Source organism: Nonomuraea coxensis DSM 45129, from assembly GCF_019397265.1.
Lineage (GTDB): Bacteria > Actinomycetota > Actinomycetes > Streptosporangiales > Streptosporangiaceae > Nonomuraea > Nonomuraea coxensis.
In genome coordinates this window covers 7,897,703-7,922,650 of the sequence record NZ_CP068985.1, presented here as the reverse complement: position 1 = coordinate 7,922,650, position 24,948 = coordinate 7,897,703, and the positions used below count along the sequence as shown (strand labels likewise).

Sequence of the window (24,948 nt, the reverse complement as noted above, 5' to 3'; positions counted from 1 at the left end):
CTCAGCCGGCCGTGTCGAAGTTGATGGCGCTGTAAGCCCGCAACTTCCAGAGCTGGTGCTCGCTCTCGATCTTCCTGATGGTCCCCGACCGCCCGCGCATCACCAGCGACTGCGTCATCGCCGAGCCGGCCCGGAACCGTACGCCCTGCATGAGCTCGCCCTGCGTGATGCCGGTCGCGGCGAAGAACACGTCGTCGGAGCGGACCAGGTCGTTGGTGGTGAGCACCTGCCCGAGGTCGTGCCCGGCGTCGATGGCCCGCTGCCGTTCGGCGTCGTCCCGCGGCCACAGCTTGCCCTGGATCACGCCCCCCAGGCACTTGAGCGCGCACGCCGCCACGATGCCCTCGGGCGTGCCGCCGATGCCGAGCATGAGGTCGATGCCGGTGCCGGTGCGCGCCGCCATGATGGCGCCCGCCACGTCGCCGTCGGTGATGAACTTGATCCGCGCCCCGGTCTCCCTGATCTCCTTGACCAGCCGTTCGTGCCGGGGCCGGTCGAGCACGACCACCGTCACGTCGGAGGGCGAGCAGTGCTTGGCCCGCGCCACGGCCTGGATGTTGGCCGACACGGGGGCGTCGATGTCCACGACGTCGGCCGCCTCTGGGCCGGTGACCAGCTTCTCCATGTAGAAAACGGCCGACGGGTCGTACATCGAGCCGCGCTCGCTCACCGCGATCACCGACACCGCGTCGGGCATGCCGAGCGCCGTCAGCCGGGTGCCGTCGATCGGGTCCACGGCCACGTCGCAGTCGGGGCCGCTGCCGTCGCCGACGTGCTCGCCGTTGAACAGCATGGGGGCGTGGTCCTTCTCGCCCTCGCCGATGACCACCACGCCGTTCATGGAGACGGTGTTGATGAGCTGGCGCATGGCGTTCACGGCCGCGCCGTCGGCGCCGTTCTTGTCACCTCTGCCGACCCAGCGGGCGGCGGCCATGGCGGCGGCCTCGGTGACGCGGACAAGCTCCAGCGCCAGGTTGCGATCAGGGGCGTGCTCGCTCGTGGCGAGCGGCGCGGGGACCGACTCGGACATCATTGGCCTCCTCGAAGACGACTTACTCGATGGTAGATGCCGTACTTTTCCCGGCTTGAGGCGGATGATGTGCTGCCTTCGGATCTCGGCCCGGCCGTACCCGGTCGGTAAGCTTCGAGCTGCGCCTGCGGGGCGGAGAACGGATTTTGCGCCATTCACGTGCGCGGCAGACATCTCGCCTTCACCATGGAGCAGGGCGTCGTGCGTGGAGGAGAGCGTATGAGCGAAGTGGAACCCGTCGTGACCCAGCCGCGCACGTCGGAACGGGGCGCGGCGACGCGCAGCGCGCTGCTCACCGCGGCGAGGGAGATCTTCGTCTCCAAGGGCTTCGCCGAGGCCGGCGTGACCGATGTGGTGTCCCGGGCGGAGGCCAGCGTCGGCAGCCTCTACCACCATTTCTCCGGCAAGGCCGACCTCTATCTCACGCTCTTCGAGGAGTGGCAGGCCCGCCAGTCGCAGCGCACCAAGCAGGCGGCCAGGGAGGCCCGCGCGGCCGGCGAGAGCGACCGCATGCGGGTGTTCGTGAGCGCCGCCCGCGCCTACCTCGACGGCTGCCTGGAGGAGCGCGAGCTGGCCGCGCTGTTCCTGCGCGGCGACGGCCCGCCCGGCTTCGAGGTGGTCATGCGCGACCGGCTGCGCAAGTGGGCGCAGCTCAACGCGGCGCTGTTCGAGGACGAGTCGGCGCTGGTGGTGGTGATCACGGGCGCCTTGGCGGCGGCGGTCTCGGAGGTCGTACGCACCGGCGACCGGGCGCTGGCCGAGGAGGTTCTCGCCATCATCGGGCAGATCCGCCCGGTCGTCTCGGGGACCACCACTGGGGCGACCGCCTCCTCCAGCGGGTAACCTCGGGCGATGTGCGACGGTTCACGGACGGCTTCTACGGTTACGCGGTAGCGCTCTTCATCTGCCTGGCGGGGGCGGTGGCCTTCGTGCTGATCGCGCCGCAGGGCCGGGAGGAGCACATCCCGCGGCGCGACTACTCCATCACCGTCGCCAACTTCTCCCACGACGTGCCCTACCAGGTATGGTCGCCGCGTCAGGACCCCGCGGGCTGGGTGCCCAACAGCAACCGCATCGCCCAGGGCAAGAACGGCGCCCAGGTCCTCTACCTCGGCTTCGCCACCGCCAAGCGCGAGCACGCGATGTTCGCGCAGAGCGACGAGCGGCCCGCGGCCGAGTTCGCCAACCGCATGGCCAACTCCGACAAGGCCGTCGGCACGCAGGAGATCGGCGGCGAGACCTGGGAGCGGCGCTTCCGCGAGGACAAGAACCAGCGCACGCTGGTGCGCGTCCTGCCCGACGTGACGCTCGTGGTCACCGGCACGGCCGACTGGCCGGAGCTGGCCGAGCTGGCGGGCCTGCTCCAGCAGCGCCCCAAGACGTCGTAGCCGTCCGCCGGGGCGCGTCCGGGCGTCTAGGGTGGTTCCCGTGGCAGCAGCAGACGAGAAGACGCCCTCCTACGAGCAGGCCCGCGAGGAGCTGACCGAGGTCGTACGGCGCCTGGAGACCGGCGGGCTCACCCTGGAGCAGTCGATCGAGCTCTGGGAGCGCGGCGAGCGGCTGGCGGCCGTCTGCGAGGAGTGGCTCCAGGGGGCCCGGGTCAAGCTCGCCGCCGCCATGGCCCGCCGGGCCGAGCCCGGCCACGGTGACGACACGCCCTTCTAGGCGCTCTCGGGGTTCAGCGCCAGCACCGGGATGCGGCGGCTGGTCTTGCGCTCGTACTCGGCGAAGCCGGGGGCGACGGCGACCATGCGGGCGTAGAGCTGGTCGCGCTCCTCGCCCTCGACGGGCACGGCCTTGGCCTGGAACGTGTCCGTGCCGACCTCGACGGTGGCGACCGGGTGGGCCCGGAGGTTGTGGTACCAGGCCGGGTGCTGGTCGGCGCCGGCGTTCGAGGCGATGATCACATAGCGGTCGCCGTCCGGCAGGTACATCACCGGTGTGGTGGTCTGCCGGCCGCTCCGCGCGCCGGTGGTGGTGAGCAGCAGCAGCGGCGAGCCCTCGAACATGCCGCCGACCCGCCCCTCGTTGGCGCGGAACTCGTCGATGATCTGCTGGTTGAAGTCGTTGGCCATGCTTGGCTCCCTTTTCAATCGGAGAGTTCTCCGGTTCGGCAGCCTAACCGGAGGGGTCTCCGGTTACAACCTTGTATGCTCCGACCATGCGCGGCCGTCCCTCCCTTCCCGTCCTCGGGCAACCCCAGCCCGAACGGGCCGACGCCGCGCGGAACCGGCAGAAGATCATCGACGTGACGGCCAGGATCATCGCCGAGCGCGGCGCCGCCGGGCTCTCCCTCGACGAGGTGGCGAGAACGGCGGGCGTCGGCGTCGGCACCGTCTACCGGCGCTTCGGCGACCGCAGCGGGCTCATCCTCGCGCTGCTGGACGAGCAGGAGCGGCGCCTGCAGACGGAGTTCCTCTCCGGGCCGCCGCCGCTCGGGCCCGGCGCGCCCGCCGAGGAGCGGATCGTGGCCTTCCTCGGCGCGCTGGTCGATCGCGTCCTGGCGCAGCGGGAGCTGTTCCTGCTGCTGGAGAAGGGCGGGCAGCCCTGGCGCGGCAGGCCGTACCGGGTGCACCACATCCACCTGGCCACGCTCATCGGGCAGGTCCGGCCGGACGCGGACGCCGCCTACCTCGCCGACGCGCTGCTCGCGCCGGTCAACGCCGGGCTGATCGCGTACCAGCGGGAGGAGCGGGGGATGAGCGTCGGGCAGATCAAGGCCGGGCTCGCCGCGCTCGCCGCGGCGGCCGTCCGCGCCTGACAGGTCACTCCTCGGTACGCACCGACAGGCGGTCGTCGGACAGGCGGACCGTCAGCGGCGAACCCGGCGGGACGTCCCTCGCCAGGCGGACGACCTCGCCCGACGGGTGCTGCACGATGGCGTAGCCGCGCTCCAGGGTGGCCGCCGGCGACAGCGCGACCAGGCGGGCCCGCAGGTGCACCAGATCGTCGGCGGCGCGGTCCAGGGAGCCGGACAGCGAGCGCCTGGCCCGCTCGCGCAGCGCGTCCACCTGCTCGGCGCGGCGCTCCAGCTCGCGTACCGGATCGGCGAGCGCGGGTCGCGAGCGCACCGACGTCAGCCAGGACATCTCCCTGTCGAGCCAGCCGGTCACCACCCGGCGGCCCCGGTCGCGGAGCTGGCGGACCAGCGCGAGCTGCTCGCCCACGTCGGGCACGACCTTCTTGGCGGCGTCGGTGGGCGTGGACGCGCGTACGTCGGCCACCAGGTCGAGCAGCGGGCTGTCCTGCTCGTGCCCGATCGCGCTCACGACCGGCGTGCGGCACGCGGCCACCGCGCGGACCAGCGTCTCGTCCGAGAACGGCAGCAGGTCCTCCAGCGAGCCGCCGCCTCGGGCGACGACGATGACCTCGATCTCGGCGTCCGCGTCCAGCTTGCGCAGCGCCTCGGTGACCTCGCCCACCGCGTACGGGCCCTGGACCGCCACCTCCTCGACCTTGAAGCGCACGGCGGGCCAGCGCCGGCGGGCGTTCTCCAGCACGTCGCGCTCGGCCGCCGACTCGCGGCCGCAGATGAGCCCGATCGTGCCCGGCAGGAACGGCAGCCGCCGCTTCCTGTCGGCGTTGAACAGCCCCTCGGCCGCCAGGAGCTGCCTGAGCCGCTCCAGCCTGACCAGCAGCTCGCCCACGCCGACCGGGCGGATCTCCAGCGCCGTGAAGGCGAACGTGCCCTTGTTGACCCAGAAATCCGGTTTCACCTGCAGCACCACCCGGGCGCCGTCGGCCGGCCGGGGCACGGCCGCCTCGTAGACGCCCCGGGGAGCGGTGACCCTGGCGGAGACGTTGGCGACCGGGTCGCGCAGGGTCAGGAACACCGTGCCGCCGCGCGTGCTCAGATCGGTGATCTGGCCCTCGACCCACACCGTGCCGAGCCTGCCGATCCAGCCGCCCACCATCTGCAGGACCGTGCGGATCGGCAGCGGGGACTCCGGTGTGGTCTTCGAGGTCATGGCGGAAGACTACGGGCTCGGTGCGGTCTACTCGCCGGCCTGCAGCTTGGTGAGGCGGTTCTCGAACATGCGCACCACCTCGGGGCGGTCCTGGGTGGCGCGCTCGTAGGCGAGGTAGTCGCTGATCTGGGCGGCGGACTTGCCGCGCATGCGGGCGCGCAGGGACGCGACGGTCAGGTCGCCGTACCCGGGGAGCGGCTCCACCAGCCCGGCCGGGGGCACCCCGACGACCGGCTCCTCGGCGGCGGGGTCCCCGGCGGCCGCCTCGGCGGCGGCGGGCTCCCCGACGACGGCCTCGGCGGCGGCGGGCTCCTCGATGACGGCCTCGGCGGCGGCGGGCTTCTCGACGGCGGCCTCGGCCGGGGCGACGGACACCGGCTCGACCTTGGCGGCGGGCTCGGGCGCGACGGGCGGCTCAGGGGCCGCGACCGGCTCAGGGGCGGCGACCGGCTCGGCGGCCGCGGTGGGCTCAGGCGCAGCGACCGGCTCGACCTTGGCGGCGGGCTCGTCCGCGGCCTTCGGTGTGTCCGTGGCCTTCGGCTCGTCCGCGATCTTCGGCTCGGTCTGGGCCGTCGTCTTGGGGTCGGTCTTCGGCTCGGCCTTGGCCGCGGGCTCGGCGGCGGGCTCGGGCTGGGCTGCGGGCTTGGACGGGGCGAAGATGACCGGGTCCGGCTTGCCCTTGGCGGTGCCGTTCGTCTCGCCGGCGGCGGGCCGCGGCGCGAAGATGACGGGCTCCTTGCGCGCCGGCTTGTCCTCCTCGCTGACGGCCGGCGCCGCGGCGATCTGGTCGGCGGCGGAGGGACGCGACTCGTCCGTCTCCTCGCGCTCCGCCTTGCCGCCGATGCCCTTGATCGAGTTCTTCACCCGGTCGACGACCAGCAGCGCCTGCCCGGCGGCGCTGAGCGTGCTCTGGATGACGAGCAGCGGAAGGTCTTTCGCCTTCTCCTTCAGCTCGTCCTTGTTGGTGACGGTTTTGGCGATGTTGCGTATCACGTCGCTGAGGGACATGACGTCTCCCTGGGAGGTCAGTATTGGACGGCCAGTCTGGCAAGCCGCGGGCTACCACGCACGGGCGGGCCAGATGGTCGCTCCACGTAGCATAAGAAGTATGGAGCCCCAGACCCCCTCTTCCCGCCGAGTCCTCGTAGCCAAGCCACGGGGCTACTGTGCCGGAGTCGATCGAGCCGTGGTCGCGGTCGAGAAGGCGCTGGAGCAGTACGGCGCCCCGATCTACGTCCGCAAGCAGATCGTCCACAACACGCACGTCGTCAAGACGCTTGAGGCCAGGGGCGCCATCTTCGTCGAGGAGACCGAGGAGGTGCCCGAGGGCTCGATCGTGGTGTTCTCGGCCCACGGCGTGTCGCCCGCGGTGCACCAGGAGGCCGATCAGCGCGGCCTGCGCACCATCGACGCCACCTGCCCGCTGGTCACCAAGGTGCACAACGAGGCCAAGCGGTTCGCCGGCCAGGACTACGAGATCCTGCTGATCGGGCACGAGGGCCACGAGGAGGTCGAGGGCACCTCCGGCGAGGCGCCTCGGCACATCCAGCTCGTCGACGGCCTCGACGCGGTCGACCGGGTCGAGGTGAAGGACCCCGACCGGCTGGTGTGGCTGTCGCAGACCACGCTCTCGGTCGACGAGACCACCGAGACCGTGGCCCGGCTCAAGCAGCGCTTCCCCAACCTGCTCGACCCGCCGAGCGACGACATCTGCTACGCCACCCAGAACCGCCAGATCGCGGTGAAGGAGATCGCCGCCGAGTCGCAGCTCGTCATCGTGGTCGGCTCCGAGAACTCCTCCAACTCCAAGCGCCTGGTCGAGGTGGCGAAGGACTACGGCGCCGACGCCTCCTACCTCGTCGACAACGCCGACTTCATCCGCGACGAGTGGCTGGAGGGCGTCACCACGGTCGGCGTCACGAGCGGCGCGTCGGTGCCCGAGGAGCTGGTCGAGGAGGTGCTGGCGCGGCTGGCCAAGCACGGCTTCGGCGACGTCACCGAGGTCGAGCCGGTGCAGGAGAGCATGCGTTTCGCCCTGCCCCACGAGCTGCGCAAGGACCTGCGCGCCCGCTCCTGAGATCCGGACCCCGAGGCGGCGGGGGCGGTCAGTCCTCGCCGCGCGGCGTCCCGTAGACCTTGGGCTCGAAGTAGCCCTCGGGCTCGGGCACGAACGTCGGCTGCCGCGGGCGCGGCGTCTCCGCGCCCGCCTTCAGCTCCGCCCGCAGGTCGCGTACGTTGTCCCACAGGCCGCGCCGGAGCGCCACGCCGAGCACGACGGCCGAGCCGGCGAACAGCCACGGCGCGCCGCGGGTGAGCGACGTGTAGAGGCCGAGCGCCAGCGACTGCACGATCGACACGGAGCCGAGCGCCCGCCCGAGCTCGACGACGAGCGTGGCGCAGAAGAACACCAGCGGGGGCGCCACCACCAGCGACAGCAGCTCGCGCCGGTTGACCAGCAGCACGCCCAGCAGGCTCGACACCAGGAAGGCCGCGCCGACGACCTGCTGGATGCCGAGCAGCGCCGCCAGCACGTAGCCGGCCAGGGTGGCGACCAGGGCGAGCGCGATGGCGCCCCGAGCGGTCAGCCTGACGGCGGGTTTTCTGCCCTTCTCCACGACCGGTCCACCCCCGTTCACTACGTCCCGTTGGCCAACTTACCGTTGGAGTGGGAGAACAGTGACGGGGTTTCCAGCAGTTCGGGGGAGGCGAGGGGTCTCGGCAGGCCGTCGAGCATCTCCGGAGGGTCCAGGTCTCCGTCCACGACGCCCAGGTCGTTGAGTTTGCGTGCGGTGACCAGCACGCGGCTTTCGAGCGATCCGACCGACTTGTTGTACGCCTCCACCGCCCGGCTCAGCGCCCGGCCCAGCGCGTCGACGTTCCTGCCGAGGGACGACAGCCGCTCGTACAGCTCCTTGCCCAGCTCGAACACTGCCCGCGCGTTCTCGCTCAGCGCGGCCTGCTGCCAGGCGTAGTGCGCGGTGCGCAGCATCGTGATCAGCGTCGTCGGCGTGGCGATGTGCACCCGGCGCGTCATCGCGTACTCCAGCAGGCCAGGGTCGCGTTCGAGCGCGGGCGCGAGGAACGCCTCGCCGGGGATGAACAGCACCACGAACTCCGGCGACGGGTTGAACGCCTGCCAGTAGGACTTGGCGGCCAGCCGGTCGATGTGCTCGCGTACGTGCCTGGCGTGGGCGTCGAGGCGGACCGTGGCGAGCGACTCGTCGGACGCCTCCGCGGCCTCCAGATAGGCCGCCAGCGAGACCTTGGAGTCGACCACGATGTTCTTGCCGCCGGCCAGCCGTACGACCATGTCGGGCCGCATGGCGCCCTCGGCGACCTGCTCGTCGAAGTCGCAGTGGCGCTGCATGCCCGCGATCTCGGCGACCCGGCGGAGCTGGAGCTCGCCCCAGCGGCCCCGGGCCTCCGGCCGCTGCAGGGCGCGCACCAGGGCGGTCGTCTGGGAGCGGAGCTGCTCGCTGCTCTCGCGGACGAACTCCATCTGCTTGGCCAGCTCGGCCCGCGCCGCGCGCTGGCCGGACTCGGTGTCGCGGAGCTGCGCCTCGACCCGCGTCAGCGCGTCCTTCAGCGGCTCGACCAGGTGCTCGACGGCCTGCCTGCGCTGCTCCAGGTCGCCGGCGGCCTCGGCCCTGGTGGCGGCGAGCCTGGTCTCCGCGAGCTCCAGGAAACGCAGGTTGTTGACGTCGAGCGCGCGGGTGGACAGTGCCTGGAACCGCTCGGCGAGCTGCTCCTCGACGTAGACCAGCTTGTCGGCGGACGCCTTGGCGCGGGCGTCGGCCTCGGCCACCCGCACCGCCGCGCGGGTCCTCGCCACGAGGAAACCGACGAGCAGCCCGACGGCCAGACCGATGACAAGCGCGACGACGTCCACTTGATCGATGATTGCAGGACTCCGCGCCCGGTTCCGCCCGACACGCTACGGGCGAACCGCCCGGGTGCGGCGGCAAGTAAACTCGCTGTCCGTGAGTCTCTCCATCGGCATCGTCGGCCTGCCCAACGTCGGTAAGTCCACGCTGTTCAACGCGCTGACCAAGACCGGCAACGCGCTCGCGGCCAACTACCCGTTCGCCACGATCGAGCCCAACGTGGGCATCGTGGGCGTGCCGGACGACCGCCTGCCCGTGCTGGCCGGGATCTTCGGCTCGGCGCGCATCCTGCCCGCCAAGGTCGAGTTCGTCGACATCGCGGGCCTGGTCAAGGGCGCCTCGGAGGGGCAGGGGCGGGGCAACCAGTTCCTCGCCAACATCCGCGACACCGACGCGATCTGCCAGGTGATCCGGGTCTTCGGCGACCCCGACGTCACGCACGTGGACGGCGAGATCTCCCCCAAGCGGGACATCGAGACGATCAACACCGAGCTGATCATGGCCGACCTGCAGACGGTCGAGAAGGCCGTGCCGCGCCTGCAGAAGGAGGCGCGCAACAACAAGGACAAGAAGGCCGCGCTGGAGGCCGCGGAGGCCGCGCTGGCCGTCCTGGAGACCGGCAAGACCATCTTCGAGAGCGGCCTCGACCGCGAGGAGCTGCGCGAGCTCCACCTGCTGACGGCCAAGCCGTTCCTCTACGTGTTCAACCTCGACGCCGACGAGCTCACCGACACCGCGCTCAGGGAGCAGCTCTCGACGCTGGTCGCCCCGGCCGAGGCCGTCTTCCTCGACGCCAAGATCGAGTCCGAGCTGGTCGAGCTCGACGAGGAGGAGGCGCTGGAGCTGCTGCAGTCGGTCGGCCAGGAGGAGTCCGGCCTGCGCCAGCTCGCCCGGGTCGGCTTCGAGACGCTCGGCCTGCAGACCTACCTCACGGCGGGGCCCAAGGAGACGAGGGCCTGGACCATCCGCAAGGGCGCCACGGCTCCCGAGGCGGCCGGCGTGATCCACACCGACTTCCAGCGGGGCTTCATCAAGGCCGAGGTGGTCTCGTTCGACGACCTGGTCGAGGCCGGCTCGATCGCCAACGCCCGCGCGGCGGGTAAGGCGCGCATCGAGGGCAAGGACTACGTGATGCGCGACGGCGACGTGGTGGAGTTCCGTTTCAACGTCTAGATGATCTACTGATTCACGGCCTGAGCTGGGAGGGGGCGACCGTAGGTGTCGCCTCAGTCCGCACAGAGTCCGCATGATCTTGAAATGCGGCGTCGATCGCTCGCCTCGTACGGTCCTCCGAATCCGGGAACAAGTGGCTGTAGACGTTCAGCGTCATGGCCGCGTTCTTGTGCCCCAGGCGCTCAGAGACCGCCTTCACTGACTCGCCGGCGGCGATCAGCGTCGAGGCGTAGGCATGCCTCAGGGCGTGAGGTCCCGTGCCGGCCGGGAGGTCCGCCGCCTTCACCGCCCGACGCCAGACGTTGTCCATGAAGTGGTTGTAGACGATCGGTCCGCCCTCGGGCGCGGTGAACACGAACCCGTCCAGCTCGGCGGGGAACGCTTGCAGGTGAGCGGCCAGAGCGTCGATGGCTATCTGTGGGAGCGGGATCGTCCGGTACGAGGTGGGCGTCTTCAGCTCGCACACCCGCACGCCGTGGCCGGCGGTCTGCTGCACCTGCTGCTCGACGTCGAGTGTGCGCTTGAAGAAGTTGATGTGCCGCACCTCTACCCCGAACAGCTCGCCAGGCCGTAACCCGGTGCTCGCCCCGAAGATGACGAGAGCGCGGTACTGGTCAGGCATCTGATCGGCTAGCCGTAGAACCTGCTCGATCGTCAGCGGCACGATCTTCTTGCGAGGTACCGGCGGAAGGTCGATGTCCTCGCACGGCGTACGGGCGATCTTCCGGTCCTTCGCTGCGGCGCGGAACACCGCGGCGACCGTGTTGAAGACCGTGCGCACCGTCGAGGGTGCGAGCTTGTGTGTCTTCGTCAGCCCGGTCGCCCAGCTCTGCACCTCAGACGTGGTGATCGACGACAGGCGCCGCTTGCCGAACACCGGGTAGGCGTACCGGGTGAGATGCTGCTTGACCGCTTTCGCTGTGCTCGGCCGGTGCGGCTTAGCCTCCCGCCACTGCTCGGCGTAAGCGTCGAACGTCTCACGACCCGCCCGAGGGTCAACGTACTGACCCGTGAGGACGCTCGCGGTGACCTCATCGAGCCACCGCCGAGCGTCCAGCTTCTTGCCGAAGTGGCGGGCGTGCTCCTTGCCGTCAGCATCCCGATACCGAGCCCGCCACTTGCCATTCGGGCGCTTCTTGATGCTGGCCACTACATCGCCTTCCCTCTCTTGGCGGGCGGGAGGAGCTTGAGGAGCCGCGCCTCCCGAATCCAGTTGTGTACGGTCCCAACGCTCACCCCTGCGTCAGCGGCCATTGCGCCGGCGGGGTGCGGCACCGCCTTGTTCCAAGTGCGGTAATGCTCGGCCACCAGGCGCGCAAAGTCGGCGGGGTCCATGCCGGGCTCACGCCTCAGCGGCGGAAGCTTGTCGACCTCTTCGCGAACCTGTGTCGCGCTGATGTTGATCGAGTTTTCGAGGGCGGCAACAGGCACCTTGCGCAGCACATCGGCAGTGATGGCGTCGCCCACCAGCATCACAGCGGACAGCACGTACCGGCCTGCGGCGTTCTTGGTGTAGCCAGCGGCCAGGCCGGCGCCCGGCACGCTCACGTCAGCATCCCAGACCCGCCAAAGGTCGCCGCCGAAGTCCTGCTTGAGTTTCGCCTCCAACTGCTGGAGGTCGTAGTTACCCGTCTCCGGGTCCTCCTCCGGGTCGCCAGGGTGCCAATCGCCGATGAGCCAACGGTGCTTCATGGGATCGACCGTATGGCATTCAGCCGTTGGTTCTGCATAGGGCGCGGCCATTGTCGTTTAACCTCCGCAGAAGTTGCATCCTCATGTGGGTTACGCTTAGCTTGCCATGAAACACATGCGGAAGTCTCACTGAAAGGTCCGCTCATGGATGACGACCCCTGGCGTACCACCGAAGAGGTTGCGGACTGGTTCCGCACTGAAGCCTCCACGGTGCGGTATTGGCGTCACGCTGGGATCGGCCCGCGTGGCGTGAAGATCGGAAGGCGAGTGCTCTACCGCGACTCGGAAGTAAAGCGGTGGGAGCGCGAGCGCGAAGCGGCGGAGAGCGGTGCCGCCTGATGAGCCCTGAAAAGACGAAAGCCGCCCTGGCGGGGGCGGCTCTCGGAAGCGGCCAGAAGGCCACAGAAGACTTCGCCAGCGTACAGCCCAGCGGCGACAAGCGGAACGACTTCCCGCGACAGGCTTCCCTGCCGATCGTGGCCGGCCTGCTGTTCGTCGGCGGGCCCAGCCGTAAGACCGCGGACATACAGGTGCCCGACTGCGAGCAGTGCGGCCAGGACCATCGCCACACGTGCCCGCTCCCGCCGCCCGCCCTCACGAGGACGAAGACGGCCGAGTGCGGCGCGCGCTACCAGATCGTCCCTAAGCGCTTCCGCGCGACCAGGCGTGGAAGGAAGGCCGCTTAGTGGGCGCCGCTCTTGAAAGGGTCATGGCCGCACTCAACGAGCGCGGCCTGGCCGTACGCAATAGGCGTGGCTACTTCATGGCGCAGTGCCCCACGCATCCGGACCGCGAGCCGTCGCTGAGCATCCGTCCGGTCGTCGGCAAGGTGTGGCTGCACTGCTGGGCAGGCTGCGACAAGGCGGACGTGCGCGAGGCGCTGAACCTCTCTCTGGCCGATCTGTTCGACGACGAGCTGGACAAGTCGCGGCTGCCCACGCCGGTCGTGGTCGCCGAGTACGACTACCTCGACGAGCACGGCGAGTTGCTGTTCCGCGTCGAACGCCGGTTCCCGAAGGGCTTCCGCCAGAAGAGGCCGGACGGCAAGGGCGGATGGGTCTACAACACCGAGGGTGTCCGCCGAGTGCTGTACCGCCTGCCCGCCGTCCTCGCCGCCGTCGCCGAAGGCCGCACCGTATGGGTCGCGGAAGGAGAGAAGGACGTCGCCGCGATCGAGCGCGCGGGCGAGGTAGCCACCTGCAACCCTGGCGGCGTCGGCATGGGGTGGCATCCGTCGTACGGTGACGCGCTCAAGGGTGCAGACGTGGTGATCGTGGCCGACCGCGACGACAAGGGCCGCGAGCATGCTCGGAGGGTGCTTGCCGACCTCGAAGGCAAGGCCAAGTCCGTGGTGGTGGTCGAGGCGGCTGCCGGGAAGGACGCCACCGACCACTTCTTCGCAGGGCACACCCTGGTGGACTTCCTGCCGGCGGGTGAAGCGCCCACCCCACCGCCCGTCGTCACAGAGCAGGAGGCGCCGCGTCGAGTCCGCCTCACGAAGGCGTCCACTATCAAGCCGCGGCCTGTGCGATGGGTCTGGGAAGACCGGATGCCCTCAGGGTCGATCACGCTCATTCCCGGACGCGAGGGCATCGGCAAGTCGCTGACGCTGGTCTGGCTGACTGCCCAGCTCACCCGCGGAACGCTCCCTGGCGTCCATTTCGGCGCGCCACGGCCGGTCATCTACGCCGCCACCGAGGACAGTTGGGCGCACACCATCGTGCCCCGGCTCATGGTCGCTGGTGCCGACCTGGAGATGGTGTACCGCGTCGATGTGGTCACGCAGGCCGGGCGCGAGGCGCCGCTGACGCTGCCCGACGACTGCGAAGGGCTCGTTGCCGAGATCAGAGCCGAAGGCGTGGCAATGCTCGCCCTCGACCCGCTGATGAGCGTCATCGGGCACGGCATCGACACTCACAGGGATCGCGAACTGCGAACCGCGCTCGACCCCTTGGCGAAGCTCGCCGACGAGACGGGCTGCGCCATCGGCGCCCTGGCGCACTTCAACAAGTCGAGCAGCAACGACGCCCTCAACCTCATCACGGGCAGTCGAGCGTTCTCCGCCGTGGCACGGGCTGTCGTCGCCGTTGCCCGGGACGATGAGGCGGAAGACGGCAGTTGCGTCCTGTCGCAGGCCAAGAACAACCTCGGCCGGTTGAGCGTGCCGCACCTCCGGTACGTCGTCGATGAAGTCACCCTCGACACCGAGGAGGGGCCGGCCAAGGTCGGCAAGCTCAGGTTCATCGGCGAGTCCGACCGTGGCGTGACCGACATCCTCGGCAACAGCGACGGGGACGACAAGAGCAGCCGGGCGGAAGCCGCCGAGTGGCTGAAGAACTACATCGGCGCGAAGGCCAACAAGGAAGCCGCTGCGACCGATGTCATGCGGGACGGTACAGCGGCCGGATTCTCACGCGATCAGCTCAAGCGAGCAAAGGCTAAAGCCAAGATCGAGTCCCGCAAAGCCGCCTTCGGAGAGGGATGGGTCTGGGCGCTCAGCGACCCCGAAGAGAGCGCCAAGGGAGCGAAGGGCGCAGGACACGGAGACATGCACCCTTCGCACTCTTCGGCGCTCCCTTCGCCGGAGACGGCCGAAGTTGTCCAACTCTTCCCCGGCACGGAAACCCCTCAGGAGACCTCATGCTGATCCCCGCAACCATCCCGTTCGTCGCTCTCTTCAAGCACGACCGCACCGACGCGAAGGGCGAGACCAGGACGGCCTACAGCCGCATGCCCGTCGTCGCATGGGACGAAGGCGGCTACCCGTACGTCCCCGGCAAGCACTCCCTTGTTCCCGCCAACAGCTACAGCAACTTCGAGGGCATCCACCAGGACGACGCGCCCGTCGTCGCCGCGATCCCCGGTGGTGACTGGCAGGTCAAGTGGAGCAACGAGGACGGCAGCGCCTACGTGGAACCGGTGCTCGCCTGGATCATCGATTCGGACGGCGGCGCGAAGCCGATCAGCTCAGACAGCGACGGCATCGTTGATGTGGTCAGGACCAGCAACACCGTGGAGCTGATCTGCCCCGGTCGGCCTATCCCTGCCGAGGAGACCTCATGACCTCCATCACGCTCATCGTGACGCAGCTCATGCTTCCCGACGCCGGGAAGCTTCCCGAGTAACCACCGACATGGCGTCAAATCCACTCCGCGCAACGCGGGGAGACATGGCAGCGAGGGAAAACGACCCCGTTGCGCCCACAGACCTGCCAGCGCCACACCGGGCGGCGGCCGCACCGCAGTCAGGTACGGCCGCCGCCTCACCCCTCGCCCAATGGCTGCTCCGCCACGCGCGGGCCGACGTCGAGCACGGCCGGCCACTCCCGCCCGGCCTGCCCGCCCTCCTACAGCAAGCCCTCGAAACGGACAAAGCGGCAAACCGTCTTGCCGCTTTTGGACCAGCCGCAACCACCGACCCCAGCATGAACACGAGTGACAGGCACTCACTGACAGCGGTGGCGCAGCGGTACGGCCTTGCGAAACGCACCCTGCGCCACCTCTGCCAGACAGGCCGAATCGACGGCTGGCAGGCAGGACCAGGCGCACACTGGCACGTCAGCCCCGAATCGGTCGAGCACTACCTGACCGACAAGAGGGGCACATGGACAGACCAGCAGGCATCGGGGACGCCGTAGTCCGCCACTACGCCAGCAAGACCACAGACGGGCGCGTCGAGACGAACAAGCGCTACGGCCACCTCGCCGGCCTCGACTACCTCCGCGACATGGCCGCGCTCGCCAAGGACAACCCCGCGCTGATGGCCGGCCTGTCCCCGCAGGACAGGTACAAGCTCGCCCAGCTCCAGCTCACCGACGCCAACCGCGCCCGCAAGGCCGAGCAGGAAGGCGACGCCGCGTGACCCCCATCAGCATGGACCCCGACGTGCGGCAGGCCGAGAAGGACGCCGCCGACGCCCGCGCCCTCCTCGACGACCTCAAGCGCCGCGTAGTCGAGGGCGACACCAGCATCACCCCACGCGACCTCGCCGAGCACAACGAGCTCGTCGACTTCGCCGAACTCCTCGTCGAACAGACCAAGACCCGCGTAGCCGAAACCCGCAAAGCCGACCGGCAGCGCCGCTACACCGCGTTCGCCAACGAGCTGGCCCACTTCACCAGCAACAGCGCCGCACTCCTCGACGCCTACCGCGCCGCCGAACACGCCCTCGCCCACCTGTACGAGACCACGCGGCAGCGACACGAACGCCTCCTCGACATCAGCAACCGCGGCCAAACCCTCCAGATCGAAGCCCAGCAGCACGGAGAAGAAGGCGACCTCAAGGCCGCCGGCGTCTGGTCCGCCGACCCCATGAACGGCATCACCTACCGGCGGCGGTGCGAAGACGGCAGCCTCGACTTCCGGCGCCGCGCCGACATCCAACCCCACGAAGCCGTCGAACTCGCCATCCGCAACGCCATCGTCAAGAACGCGCTCCAGCACCGGCCCCGCTACCTCGCCTGGCCCAAGCCCAGCGAGGTAGCCGGGCAGAAGATGGCGCGCGAGTTCCCCGACATCGCAGGCCCCAGCATGCCCGGACACGGGACCTGGCCGGCATGACCGGACTCGACGACCTCGCCGACCAGCTCGACCAGGCCGCGGCCGAACTCCGCCGCAAGACCTACGACACCGTCAAGGACCAGGCCGCCCAGCTACAGCGGGCATGGCGAGACAACGCCCGACGCACCGCAGGCCGACACGGCAAGCACTACCCCAACAGCATCACCAGCGAGCAGATCCCCTCGACCAGCGCCGCCATCTGGGAGATCGGCCCAGAGATCGGACGCAAGCAGGGATCAATGGGACGCGGATTCGAGTTCGGCAGCGTCAACCAGCCGCCCCACCTCGACGGCACACGAGCCCTGACCCAGCAGGAACCCAAGCTCGACCAGGCGATCAAAGACCTACTCGGGAAGCTCCTATGACCCGCACCCCCCCTGGGGACCAATCCCTTGATCATTTCGCCGATCCGGGACCGCGGGAGAGACGTCCGGGGGGTCGCTCAAGCAACCAGGGTCAACGGAAGGGGCGTGGAGGGTGGCCGGAGGGCCTAAGAGGGACCCGTCAAAGCCGTACAGCCGCTATCGGCCGTCAGGTGGCGGGCGGGCGCTGATTGTGCTTCCTGGCGTGTGTGAGCTGCCGGTGCCTGCGATGCCTGGCGGGCGCAAATGGTCGCAGGAGGAGCGGACGCTGTGGCACGAGCTGTGGACAGCGCCGCAGGCGTCGCAGTGGGACGACTCGTTCATCCCGTCCGTGGCCGCGTACGTCTGCCACTTCACGGCGGTGCTGTCGGGGGACGCATCGGCGTGGGCGGCGCAGGAGATGCGGCATCTCGGCGAACAGCTCGGGCTCACGCCGAAGGGGATGCTCAGCCTCGGGTGGGCGCTGCCGACGCCGGGGGGTGGCAGTGAGTGAGCGGCGGCGGGCGCGCATGGATGCGGGCAGGCCGAAGGGCGATGCCTCGGACCCGCCGGCGTGGCTGTTCCGGTTCGACTACGCGGCCTGGCTTCCGGGGTGCTCGCCGGAGCGTCCGGATCCGGATCAGTCGGGGTGGTTCACCGGCGATCCGGAGGTGTGGCTGGCGGCTAAGGAGCGCTGGCACGCCGCGGCGCGTGACTGGCTTGCCGGGCGCGGCCTGTATATGGAGCGTCACCGGCAGCCTGATTCGCGGGTCCGGGAGTGGTGCGAGTTCAAGAGGGCGAACCCGAATCTGGTGATCGATGGCCGGGACGCGCTGCGCGGCATCTGGCGGGCGCAGCAGGACAGTCTCCGCATCCGCATGGGGTGGCGGCCACCCTCTGACCAGGGCGGGCGTAAGACCGCGGGGGAGGCGGATTTTCCTGTGTACGGGTCTGGGGCTTTTTCGATCGGGGAGGACGTGTGAGCGTGTCGGGTGTGCTCGGTCGTGGCCGTGTGGCGGCGTTGCAGTTGATGCGCGACACGTGCGTGATCGAGCGGAAGGACGGCGAACCGGTGCTCGACGAGGAGACCGGGCAGCTTGAGCAGCCGTGGACGACGGTCTACACGGGCGTCTGCCGGGTCAAGCCGCGGTCGTCGTCGGAGACGGAGTGGGGCGAGCGCGAGGTGACGCTGGCGCAGCTCGTGGTGTCGCTGCCGTGGGACACGGCGCCGCAGATCCAGCGCGAGGACCGGGTGCGGGTGATGGAGTCGGAAGACGGGTGGCTGATCGGCCGGCATCTGGACGTGGTGGGCGTGTCCCTGTCGGGCACGGCCACGGCCCGGCGCCTGCTGGTCGAGGACCGGGAGGGCTGATGAGCGCGCTTGATGAGGCGCTGGCCGACGCCAGGCGGGCGTGTGAGGCGGCGACGGATGAGCAACTGATGGCGTTCGGCCGTGCGATCAACTCAGTGGTGTGGACGGACGACACGATGGCGGGCGCGCTGCTCGGCGAGGCGCTGTTCAAGGTGCCCCTCGCGACGTACGTCGCGAGGGCGATTCCTGGGGCGAGCCTGGAGCAGGTGCTCGCCGCGGCGCAGGCGGTGATGGGCGATGGCTGACCGGTCGGTGTCGATCCGGCTCCAGGCGGAGACTGCCGCGGCTGTCCGGAACATGAAGGGGATGGCGGCGGAGTCGCGGTCGCTGTCGGTGCGGCTGTCGGAGACGGGCGCGTCGGCGGACCGGATGCGGTCGCGGCTGGAGGCGGCTACCAGAGCGCTGCCGAAGGTGAAGATCGACGCCGACTCGACGGCGGCGGAGTTGAAGTTCGCGGAGGTGCGGCGCCGGCTTGAGTCGCTGTCGTCCAAGCGGATCGGGATCGACGTCGACTCGGCGGCGGCGCTGGCGGAGTTGCGGGATTTGGAGTTCGAGCTCAACGAGCTGGCGACGAAGGATTTCGATCCTCAGGTTCAGGTCGATATCGACGACGCGCTGTCAGCGCTGCGGAAGGTCGATCTTGAGTTGGACCGCATCGGGAGCCGCCGCGTTCAGACGGAGGTGGACGTCGACACGCGACCGGCGATCACCGCGGCTGACCTGATGGGGTCGGCGTTCAACTCGGCGATCGGCGTTATCGGCAACGCGGGGCCGGCGGGGGTGGCGGCGTTGTCGGCGGCGGTGGCGGCGCTGCCGGCGGTGGCGGGTCTGGCGGCGTCGGGCCTGGTGTTCTCGATCGGGTCGGCGCTGGCGACGGTGGGGTTCACGGCGGCGGCGACGTCGGACGACGTCAAGCATGCTTGGTCGGAGACCGCCGACGCGATCAAGGGCGATTTGGCGGACGCTGCTCAGCCGTTCGCCGTGAGCGCGGTACGGGCGTCCGATGTGGCGCTGCGCTCGTTCGAGCGGCTGAAGCCGACGCTGGCGCGGATCTTCGCCGACTTGGCCCCGGACGTCGATCAGTTCGTAAAGGCGGTCGGTGACGGGCTGGTGCGGCTCGGGCCGGGCCTGGAGAAGATCGGCGACTCCTTCGGGACGCTGCTGTCGAGCCTGTCCGCTCAGATGCCGTCGATCATGGGCAACCTGTCGGACACGTTCACGACGTTCGGGCAGATCATGGACGAGAACCCGACGATGCTGGCCGACCTGCTCAACGACGCCACGTCGCTGCTGAGCACGGGCGCGGAGGTGCTGTCCTGGGCTGATGAGATCAAGCTGGCGTTCTCGGCGCCGCTGGGGCCGGCGGGCAGCGAGATGGGCCGGGACTACTTCTTCGAGCAGATGTTCGGCGCGAGCCTGGATGAGATCACGTCGGGGATGGAGGAGTTCCCGCGGCTCATGGGCCGGTTCGAGGCCGACATGGCGGCGGGCGTGTCCGCGCTGCGCGGGCTGTCCGGCGGCGGCGACGCGGCCACGGTCAGCATGCGCAACCTGAAGGACTCCCTCGAAGGGGTGTTCGACCCTGCGTCGAAAGCGTTGGATGCGGAGATCCGGCTGAAGGAAGCAATCCAGCGGGCGACGGAAGCGGCCAGCAAGGACAAGCTGACCGGCCTGGAACGGCTGCAGACGCTCCAGCAGGTGACGGGCGCCATCGCGGACGCTGCTCGGGCGGAGTCGGAGCGGACCGGGAAGACGGAGAAGTCGGGGCAGGCGTTCCTCGACCAGCTCCCGAAGCTGCAGGAGTGGGCGGGCGGCAACAAGGCCGCTCAGGACACGGTCGCGGCGCTCGGCGAGAGCTTGGGCATCACGACGATGAAGACGAAGGACGGCATCGTCGCAGTGGACTCCCTCGGCAACGCGATCAAGCTGTTGCCGAACGGGAAGAAGGTCCCGATCGACGCAGACACGGCGAAGGGCAAGGCCGAGCTGGCGGACTTCCTTCTGTACGTGGCCAGGCAGAAGGGCACGATCGACGTCCACGTCCGCACGATCTACGACACCCCTTCGGGCCGGGCGGCGCTGGAACGCAAGCAGAACTATGCCCGCGGCGGCATAGCCCAGAACGGTGTGCGGTTGATGGCGTCGGGCGGCGTACTCCAGCCGATGATCACGGATCAGGCGACGTACTCGCCCACGAACAACGCCATCTTCGCTGAGGCCGGCCGGGAGGCGTTCATCCCGTACGCCTCGCAGCATCGCGAAAGGGCGTCGGAAGTGCTCGCCCGCGTGGCCGACGACTTCGGCTATCTGCTGATCAACAAGGCGGCTTCGCAGACGATCTCCGGTTTCGCCGAGTCGGTACAGCTCACCGCTGACCAGTACGAGATTCACCTAGGCGGCGCGATCAACACACTCGACGCGGCGCTCGGCCAGTCCGGAAGCCTGACATCGGCGATCGGCCAGGTCGGCACGGTCGGTCAGTCGCTCGTGAACGGCTGGGAGACCGGATCGGGGGTGATCGGCGGCGCGGTCGCCGAGATGGGCAGCCTGGTACAGGTCAGCGTCACGGGCATGGCCGACACGATGGCCGGCAGCATCAACGGCCTGACCGGCGCCGTCGAGCAACTGCAGGCCGCCGTAGGGGCGTCGCTCAAGGCCGCGACCGTGACCAAGGCCGGCAAGAGCGGGGTGGGGGCGACGCTCACCGCAGGGACGATCAAGCGCGGGTCGTCGTCCGGCGTCGGTGCGACGCTGACGAGCGGTTCGCTCAAGCTGCCGAAGGTCGGCGCCACCTTGACCTCCGGCTCCGTTCCGCTGCAGCCGGAGAAGGTCGTCCTCAACCCGTCACAGTACGGGCTCAGCCTGGGTGGCGGCGGCGTGTCGCTGGCCAACACAGCGCGCGTGTCCGCGCCGCAACAGGCGCCGTCGTCGTACACGCCGGCGTCCAGTTCGTCGCCGGGCGGGCTGAGTACGGCGCAGGCGGGCGCGGCAGCCGCGGGCGGGTCATCGTCGCCCGCCGTGGTGATCCAGGAGCAGCACATCTACCAGGACGCCGACGCCGACCGGTTCGCCGAGTCCGCGGCGATGCGGGTCCGCGGCCGGGGTCGCTGACCAGGACACAAGTCAGCCCGCCGTTACCAGCTTGACGGCGGGCTGACGTTTGTGGCCCCGCCCGGAAGCCCTCCGGTGTACTTCCGGGCGGGGGGTCATGGGGTGGGGTCGGCCGGCCTCGCCCGGCTGAGGACGCTCAGGTCGTCCAGCGGGCCGAATTGGGCGGCGACCCATTGCAGGCTGCCTCGCGCCTGGCCGTTCAACAGCTCGATGATCGGCTGCTTGGTGGCGGCGTCGGTGGCGCCCGTGTCGAGCCATACGCGGCCCTGATTGTCGCTCCAGGCGGAGATGATGTGGCGGGTCACGGCAGGTCGCCGGTCGTGAAGCCGGTCTCCGCCGGCGGCTGGCGGACCGCCTCGATACGGCGCATCTCGGCGAGACGGCGGCGAAGGGTCGCATCGCGTTCGAGGCGGATCAGTTCGTCCTCGGGCGCCGCGTGGGCTAGGTGCTCGTCTTCCGGAGGGTCAGAGGGCATGTACTCACCGTATGACGCGGTGTGACGCGGTGTAAAGCGTCATGCCGCTACCTACATGTTTGTGCAGCTCAGAGCCGCTTTAGGCTGCTAGCGTGAGCGATGACCAGGAGTTCGACCCAGAAGCCGTACAGGGCGAGTACGTGTACCGCGCCGCCGCCGACTACCTCGAAGCCCGCATCCGTGACGGGCGTATCCCGCCCGGGTCGAGGCTGCCCGGTGAGCGTGCCCTGGTCGAGCAGATGCACATCGCGTTGGGAACCGTCCGCAGGACGACGCGGGAGCTGGTCGAGCGCGGCCTGGTCAGGGTGCTGCCGGGCAAGGGCGTGTACGTGCTGCCGGCCGACGAGTGGCCGCAGGAGTAGCAGGCCGGGAAGGGCGCCCCCCGTACGCGCGGGGGCGGCAACCCATTACTTGAGTAATGGGTTTCTGCTACCGAGCGCCCCCCGTACGCGCGGGGGCGGCAACTGCCGGAATTCAGGCAGTTAACGCGAGTGAAGGTGCCGCCCGCACGCCCTCTACAGCGTCTACCGGAGCGTTTCTCCAGGGTGCGAGCCTCTACCTCAGTAGGCCCCCCGTCTGCCGCGTAGAGGCGAAACGCCTACCTGTAGACCCTCCGTAGAGGTGCCCCTAGGCCCCCTAGAATCGCGTCTTCCCAGGTTGCGAGCCCCTAGATTCCTAGACACCCCCTCTAGGTCCTAGGGCCCGCCTGCCTAGTCCTAGGGGCGTCCTAGACCCGTTCCTAGACCCTGCCGCGCCATACCGCGTCACGGCGCTGAGAGCCACGGAGACGCGCGTTCCCGGCGTCGCCGGTGTGACAGGACCGGACGGCGGCTCCTGTGGCGCTCACGGCGTTCTGGCGACTCAAGAACAGACTCAAGACCGCCTCAAGAGCTGCCGTCCGTGCCTCAAGTTCTTGAGGCCGCGGGTCCCGTTCTTGACCCGCTCTTGAGGCTCTATACGCAGCCGGGTTACGTAACGCGCACGCCGTCGCGTAACGCGCGCGAGGGTACCTCAGCAGTCCGAAGTCACAGGCCCAACCAGCTAACACACCTAACCTTTCGCAGGTCAGACGGGTTCCCGGCGCCGGGAACCCGGATGTGAGATCACTAACCTTGTTACCTGCGACCTGACCCGCCAGCTAACACGGAAACTTCCCCGCGAGCGGGAGAGTTTCGACCTGACCGGAAGGTGGCGAGGAACAGCCCCTCGCGCGCGTCCGCGCGTCCGCGTCCGCGCGTCCGCATAATGCGCGCGAGGCCGCGCCACATGAACATGAAGATGAAGATGAACTTCAGCGACGACCGCGGTTGGTCGCCTTCACCACGACGATGGCGATCAGGGCGACGAAGCCGGCGAGAGCTATCAGGGCCAGGAGGATGAGCAGCAGTTCGGGTCCGCCGAGGTTCACGGCATCTCCATTCCGTTGATGCGGTCATGAGTCCCCGAGGTGCGCCAGCATCCCACACCGCGCCGTTGTACCGCCGCTGATCCGAGGGTGTACCGCCACCCGGAGCGCTACCTCCCGGCGGGTGGCGGTCGAGGTAGCGGAGCAGGTAGCGGAATGCCCTTCGGTTTGCTCCTCGACCTGCTCCTCGGACGTGATGCTGTGACGGTCTCCGGGCACCGTCGCAGCGCTGGTTGAGGCCGACTTTTCGTCGCCTTGTCCGGGCGGTGCTGTGACGGTCCTGCGCGGTCTTGTCGTCGGGCTCGGCGACCGTCACAGCCGCGCGCATCGGGTCACGTCGAGGGTCAACAACCGGTCGCCAACTTGGTCGCGACCGGCGACCGGTTCGGCGACCAGGACGCGACCAGAAAAAGCGGCTCGACCTGCGCTGACACGAACCCGGTGTGTCGGTGTTGTTGAGTGCCGAGTTGACCTCGGAGTTGACCGCGACCGGTCGCCGGAATGGACGCAACTTGGTCGCGGCCGGCGACTGTGGACGCGACCGGTTCGGCGACCAACGGGAACCGGCCGGGAACCGTGAAGGAACCGCTTCGGAACCGGTCCGGGAACGAGAGAACCCCCGCCACCAGGGAAGGTGACGGGGGCTCTCGGCGAGGACGAACGGCAGTCTAGCCGCGGTCCACCGCGCTCGCGTCGATGTCGAGCTTCAGCAGGTGCAGCGCCACGAGCTTCGCCTGGTCGCGGGTCAGGTAGACGGAGCTCTCCCGCACGTCGAGCGAGATCATCGTCTGCACCTTGCCGTCGTGCTCCACCTGCTCGATGCCGACGCTCAGCATCTCCGGACTCGGGCCCCTGGTCAGGAGCGGGGTCGCGAGGACCAGGAAGTCAGCGCCGCCGCCGAAGTGCATCGGGTCGCCGTCGTCGTGGTTGCTTACACACCACCCGATCAGGCAGTGATCCTGCGTCGTCTTGCTGGTCATTCGTCCCCCTCGTTGCTGATCTCGTGTACGCCCTCGTGAAGCAGGGCCGCGAACTCGGCGACCGCCCGCCGGTCGAACGCGGTGAGGATGAACCAGACCGCGCCGGCCTGCTCGGCGTCGAGGCGCACGCGGTGGTTCTGGCCGTCCCGGTCGGTGTAGTTGACCTCGATGTGCGGGTCCTCGCCCGTCTGGACGTTGATCTCGAACAGCACCTCGTCGTGGTCGAGGTGGACGATCGTGTCGAGGTTCCGGCGGCGGCGCAGACTGCTCATGCGTCCTCCCGCCCCTCGAACACGGCGGCGAGGCGCGTCACCGCCAGCAGGGTCTCTCCGAGCGCGATGTGCCGCTCCCGCTCGCCCTCGGGCAGCTTGAAGCCGTGCTTCTCCAGTACGGCCTGCACGTCGAACAGCAGGCCGTACGTGACCTTGCCCGCCATCAGGCCGACGCCTGCGCGCCGTGGCAGGACAGGCACGACGGGTCGCCGCACCGGCCGTCGCTGTCGAACGGCATCGGGGCGGGCTTCCACCCGTCCACCCGCACGCCGTCGCGGGCGTCGAGCACGTCGTTGAGCGCGGACACGAGGTGCTGGCGCTCGGCGGCGGTGAAGACGCCCTTGTCGATCTGGCTGCGCGCGGCCCGCGCGATGCCGCCGGCGTCCAGGCCGAGCTCGTCGGCGAGCGACCACGCGGCGTCGCTGCCCCATTTGAACGCCATGAGGATGTGCTCCTGCTGCGCCTTGGCCTGCTTCTGCAGGGCGTCCATCTCGGAGCGGGTCGCCTCGATCTCGGCGAGGAACGCGATCAGGAACGGCTCGCTGACGCTCGACGCGACGCCGGACGCCATGAGGTTCCTGAGCGCGGCCAGGGCGGCGTCGGTGTTGGCGCGAGCCTGCGCGAGGTCGCGCACGGTGGCCGTAGTCTTGGCCATTGGGTCTCCTCCAGGTCTGAGCTGGTTGGGG

Annotated in this window: 33 protein-coding genes; 19 read left to right on the top strand and 14 right to left on the bottom strand. The window is 69.5% G+C overall.

The features are described from left to right. Position 1: 1 nt before the first annotated feature. Positions 2-1,030: a class II fructose-bisphosphatase gene (gene glpX / locus Nocox_RS37110; protein WP_026214748.1), complete on the bottom strand. Its 1,029-nt coding sequence runs from the start codon at positions 1,028-1,030 to the stop codon at positions 2-4. 219 nt (positions 1,031-1,249) lie between these two features. On the opposite strand from glpX, the gene Nocox_RS37105 reads away from it, so the two are divergent. From Nocox_RS37105 to Nocox_RS37095, 3 genes are read left to right on the top strand one after another with little or no spacing between them, the layout of a single operon-like run. Beyond that, on the top strand, positions 1,250-1,873 hold the full coding sequence (locus Nocox_RS37105) for a TetR/AcrR family transcriptional regulator (RefSeq protein ID WP_020545114.1): 624 nt from the start codon (positions 1,250-1,252) through the stop codon (positions 1,871-1,873). A gap of 11 nt (positions 1,874-1,884) precedes the next feature. Further along, entirely contained in the window at positions 1,885-2,418 is a 534-nt protein-coding gene (locus Nocox_RS37100; RefSeq protein ID WP_020545113.1) for a DUF4245 domain-containing protein, read from the top strand. A gap of 40 nt (positions 2,419-2,458) precedes the next feature. Then, positions 2,459-2,695, top strand: a complete 237-nt coding sequence (locus Nocox_RS37095) for an exodeoxyribonuclease VII small subunit (protein ID WP_020545112.1) — start codon at positions 2,459-2,461, stop codon at positions 2,693-2,695. Here Nocox_RS37095 and Nocox_RS37090 read toward each other — a convergent pair. Beyond that, positions 2,692-3,105, bottom strand: a complete 414-nt coding sequence (locus tag Nocox_RS37090) for a nitroreductase family deazaflavin-dependent oxidoreductase (RefSeq protein ID WP_020545111.1) — start codon at positions 3,103-3,105, stop codon at positions 2,692-2,694. The genes Nocox_RS37095 and Nocox_RS37090 overlap by 4 nt on opposite strands. A gap of 86 nt (positions 3,106-3,191) precedes the next feature. Between Nocox_RS37090 and Nocox_RS37085 the strand changes: the two genes are divergently transcribed. Then, positions 3,192-3,791, top strand: coding sequence for a TetR/AcrR family transcriptional regulator (locus Nocox_RS37085; protein WP_020545110.1), 600 nt, complete (start codon positions 3,192-3,194; stop codon positions 3,789-3,791). Between the two features lie 4 nt (positions 3,792-3,795). Here Nocox_RS37085 and xseA read toward each other — a convergent pair whose 3' ends face one another. Further along, positions 3,796-4,998, bottom strand: a complete 1,203-nt coding sequence (gene xseA, locus Nocox_RS37080; protein ID WP_020545109.1) for an exodeoxyribonuclease VII large subunit — start codon at positions 4,996-4,998, stop codon at positions 3,796-3,798. 27 nt (positions 4,999-5,025) lie between these two features. Then, a complete protein-coding gene (locus Nocox_RS37075) occupies positions 5,026-6,006 on the bottom strand; it encodes a DUF8129 domain-containing protein (protein ID WP_026214746.1) in 981 nt (326 codons plus the stop codon). Between the two features lie 100 nt (positions 6,007-6,106). Here Nocox_RS37075 and Nocox_RS37070 point away from each other — a divergent pair, with 100 nt between their 5' ends. Beyond that, a complete protein-coding gene (locus Nocox_RS37070) occupies positions 6,107-7,075 on the top strand; it encodes a 4-hydroxy-3-methylbut-2-enyl diphosphate reductase (RefSeq protein WP_026214745.1) in 969 nt (322 codons plus the stop codon). Between the two features lie 28 nt (positions 7,076-7,103). Here the strand turns inward: Nocox_RS37070 and Nocox_RS37065 are convergent, their stop codons facing one another. Next, positions 7,104-7,613, bottom strand: coding sequence for a DUF6542 domain-containing protein (locus Nocox_RS37065; RefSeq protein ID WP_020545107.1), 510 nt, complete (start codon positions 7,611-7,613; stop codon positions 7,104-7,106). Positions 7,614-7,633: 20 nt separating this feature from the next. Then, entirely contained in the window at positions 7,634-8,887 is a 1,254-nt protein-coding gene (locus tag Nocox_RS37060) for a DNA recombination protein RmuC (protein ID WP_020545106.1), read from the bottom strand. Between the two features lie 91 nt (positions 8,888-8,978). On the opposite strand from Nocox_RS37060, the gene ychF reads away from it, so the two are divergent. Continuing rightward, positions 8,979-10,055 (top strand): redox-regulated ATPase YchF, encoded by a 1,077-nt coding sequence (gene ychF / locus Nocox_RS37055; RefSeq protein WP_020545105.1) that lies wholly within the window; start codon positions 8,979-8,981, stop codon positions 10,053-10,055. A gap of 13 nt (positions 10,056-10,068) precedes the next feature. On the opposite strand, the gene Nocox_RS37050 is transcribed toward ychF, so the two are convergent. Both Nocox_RS37050 and Nocox_RS37045 read right to left on the bottom strand, forming a co-directional pair. Next, positions 10,069-11,205, bottom strand: coding sequence for a tyrosine-type recombinase/integrase (locus Nocox_RS37050; protein WP_020545104.1), 1,137 nt, complete (start codon positions 11,203-11,205; stop codon positions 10,069-10,071). Next, positions 11,205-11,747 (bottom strand): hypothetical protein, encoded by a 543-nt coding sequence (locus tag Nocox_RS37045; protein WP_020545103.1) that lies wholly within the window; start codon positions 11,745-11,747, stop codon positions 11,205-11,207. Before Nocox_RS37045 ends, Nocox_RS37050 begins: the two co-directional genes overlap by 1 nt. 144 nt (positions 11,748-11,891) lie before the next feature. Between Nocox_RS37045 and Nocox_RS37040 the strand changes: the two genes are divergently transcribed. The 12 genes from Nocox_RS37040 to Nocox_RS36985 all read left to right on the top strand — a co-directional run bounded on the left by Nocox_RS37040 (position 11,892) and on the right by Nocox_RS36985 (position 21,130). Continuing rightward, positions 11,892-12,086, top strand: a complete 195-nt coding sequence (locus Nocox_RS37040) for a helix-turn-helix transcriptional regulator (protein WP_020545102.1) — start codon at positions 11,892-11,894, stop codon at positions 12,084-12,086. Further along, the gene (locus tag Nocox_RS37035; protein WP_020545101.1) at positions 12,086-12,433 is read left to right on the top strand and encodes a hypothetical protein; all 348 of its coding nucleotides are present in this window, start codon (positions 12,086-12,088) and stop codon (positions 12,431-12,433) included. Before Nocox_RS37040 ends, Nocox_RS37035 begins: the two co-directional genes overlap by 1 nt. 23 nt (positions 12,434-12,456) lie before the next feature. Continuing rightward, positions 12,457-14,394 carry an ATP-binding protein gene (locus Nocox_RS37030; RefSeq protein WP_211212739.1) on the top strand — a complete coding sequence of 646 codons (1,938 nt, stop codon included), beginning with the start codon at positions 12,457-12,459 and terminating at the stop codon, positions 14,392-14,394. Beyond that, the gene (locus tag Nocox_RS37025; RefSeq protein WP_020545100.1) at positions 14,388-14,810 is read left to right on the top strand and encodes a hypothetical protein; all 423 of its coding nucleotides are present in this window, start codon (positions 14,388-14,390) and stop codon (positions 14,808-14,810) included. The genes Nocox_RS37030 and Nocox_RS37025 overlap by 7 nt, the downstream gene beginning before the upstream one ends. Positions 14,811-15,350: 540 nt before the next feature. Continuing rightward, positions 15,351-15,608, top strand: coding sequence for a hypothetical protein (locus Nocox_RS37020; RefSeq protein WP_020545099.1), 258 nt, complete (start codon positions 15,351-15,353; stop codon positions 15,606-15,608). Beyond that, complete coding sequence (locus tag Nocox_RS37015; RefSeq protein WP_020545098.1) at positions 15,605-16,306, top strand: hypothetical protein; 702 nt, start codon at positions 15,605-15,607, stop codon at positions 16,304-16,306. Before Nocox_RS37020 ends, Nocox_RS37015 begins: the two co-directional genes overlap by 4 nt. After that, entirely contained in the window at positions 16,303-16,671 is a 369-nt protein-coding gene (locus Nocox_RS37010) for an HK97-gp10 family putative phage morphogenesis protein (RefSeq protein ID WP_020545097.1), read from the top strand. Before Nocox_RS37015 ends, Nocox_RS37010 begins: the two co-directional genes overlap by 4 nt. A gap of 226 nt (positions 16,672-16,897) precedes the next feature. Then, positions 16,898-17,161 carry a hypothetical protein gene (locus tag Nocox_RS37005; RefSeq protein ID WP_020545096.1) on the top strand — a complete coding sequence of 88 codons (264 nt, stop codon included), beginning with the start codon at positions 16,898-16,900 and terminating at the stop codon, positions 17,159-17,161. Beyond that, positions 17,154-17,630, top strand: a complete 477-nt coding sequence (locus tag Nocox_RS37000; protein ID WP_157383237.1) for a hypothetical protein — start codon at positions 17,154-17,156, stop codon at positions 17,628-17,630. Before Nocox_RS37005 ends, Nocox_RS37000 begins: the two co-directional genes overlap by 8 nt. Beyond that, positions 17,627-18,019 (top strand): DUF6093 family protein, encoded by a 393-nt coding sequence (locus Nocox_RS36995; RefSeq protein WP_157383236.1) that lies wholly within the window; start codon positions 17,627-17,629, stop codon positions 18,017-18,019. The genes Nocox_RS37000 and Nocox_RS36995 overlap by 4 nt, the downstream gene beginning before the upstream one ends. After that, complete coding sequence (locus tag Nocox_RS36990) at positions 18,019-18,264, top strand: hypothetical protein (protein WP_020545093.1); 246 nt, start codon at positions 18,019-18,021, stop codon at positions 18,262-18,264. Before Nocox_RS36995 ends, Nocox_RS36990 begins: the two co-directional genes overlap by 1 nt. Next, entirely contained in the window at positions 18,257-21,130 is a 2,874-nt protein-coding gene (locus Nocox_RS36985; protein ID WP_157383235.1) for a hypothetical protein, read from the top strand. Before Nocox_RS36990 ends, Nocox_RS36985 begins: the two co-directional genes overlap by 8 nt. Positions 21,131-21,225: 95 nt before the next feature. Here Nocox_RS36985 and Nocox_RS36980 read toward each other — a convergent pair whose 3' ends face one another. Beyond that, the gene (locus tag Nocox_RS36980; RefSeq protein WP_020545091.1) at positions 21,226-21,435 is read right to left on the bottom strand and encodes a hypothetical protein; all 210 of its coding nucleotides are present in this window, start codon (positions 21,433-21,435) and stop codon (positions 21,226-21,228) included. Next, positions 21,432-21,605, bottom strand: coding sequence for a hypothetical protein (locus Nocox_RS36975; protein WP_020545090.1), 174 nt, complete (start codon positions 21,603-21,605; stop codon positions 21,432-21,434). Before Nocox_RS36975 ends, Nocox_RS36980 begins: the two co-directional genes overlap by 4 nt. A gap of 92 nt (positions 21,606-21,697) precedes the next feature. Here Nocox_RS36975 and Nocox_RS36970 point away from each other — a divergent pair, with 92 nt between their 5' ends. After that, on the top strand, positions 21,698-21,967 hold the full coding sequence (locus Nocox_RS36970) for a winged helix-turn-helix domain-containing protein (RefSeq protein ID WP_033410050.1): 270 nt from the start codon (positions 21,698-21,700) through the stop codon (positions 21,965-21,967). Positions 21,968-23,678: 1,711 nt separating this feature from the next. On the opposite strand, the gene Nocox_RS36965 is transcribed toward Nocox_RS36970, so the two are convergent. From Nocox_RS36965 to Nocox_RS36950, 4 genes are read right to left on the bottom strand one after another with little or no spacing between them, the layout of a single operon-like run. Then, the gene (locus Nocox_RS36965; RefSeq protein ID WP_020545087.1) at positions 23,679-23,990 is read right to left on the bottom strand and encodes a hypothetical protein; all 312 of its coding nucleotides are present in this window, start codon (positions 23,988-23,990) and stop codon (positions 23,679-23,681) included. Continuing rightward, positions 23,987-24,262, bottom strand: coding sequence for a hypothetical protein (locus Nocox_RS36960; protein ID WP_020545086.1), 276 nt, complete (start codon positions 24,260-24,262; stop codon positions 23,987-23,989). The genes Nocox_RS36965 and Nocox_RS36960 overlap by 4 nt, the downstream gene beginning before the upstream one ends. Then, positions 24,259-24,426 carry a hypothetical protein gene (locus tag Nocox_RS36955; RefSeq protein ID WP_020545085.1) on the bottom strand — a complete coding sequence of 56 codons (168 nt, stop codon included), beginning with the start codon at positions 24,424-24,426 and terminating at the stop codon, positions 24,259-24,261. Before Nocox_RS36955 ends, Nocox_RS36960 begins: the two co-directional genes overlap by 4 nt. Continuing rightward, complete coding sequence (locus Nocox_RS36950) at positions 24,426-24,917, bottom strand: hypothetical protein (RefSeq protein ID WP_020545084.1); 492 nt, start codon at positions 24,915-24,917, stop codon at positions 24,426-24,428. Before Nocox_RS36950 ends, Nocox_RS36955 begins: the two co-directional genes overlap by 1 nt. Positions 24,918-24,948 lie beyond the last annotated feature (31 nt).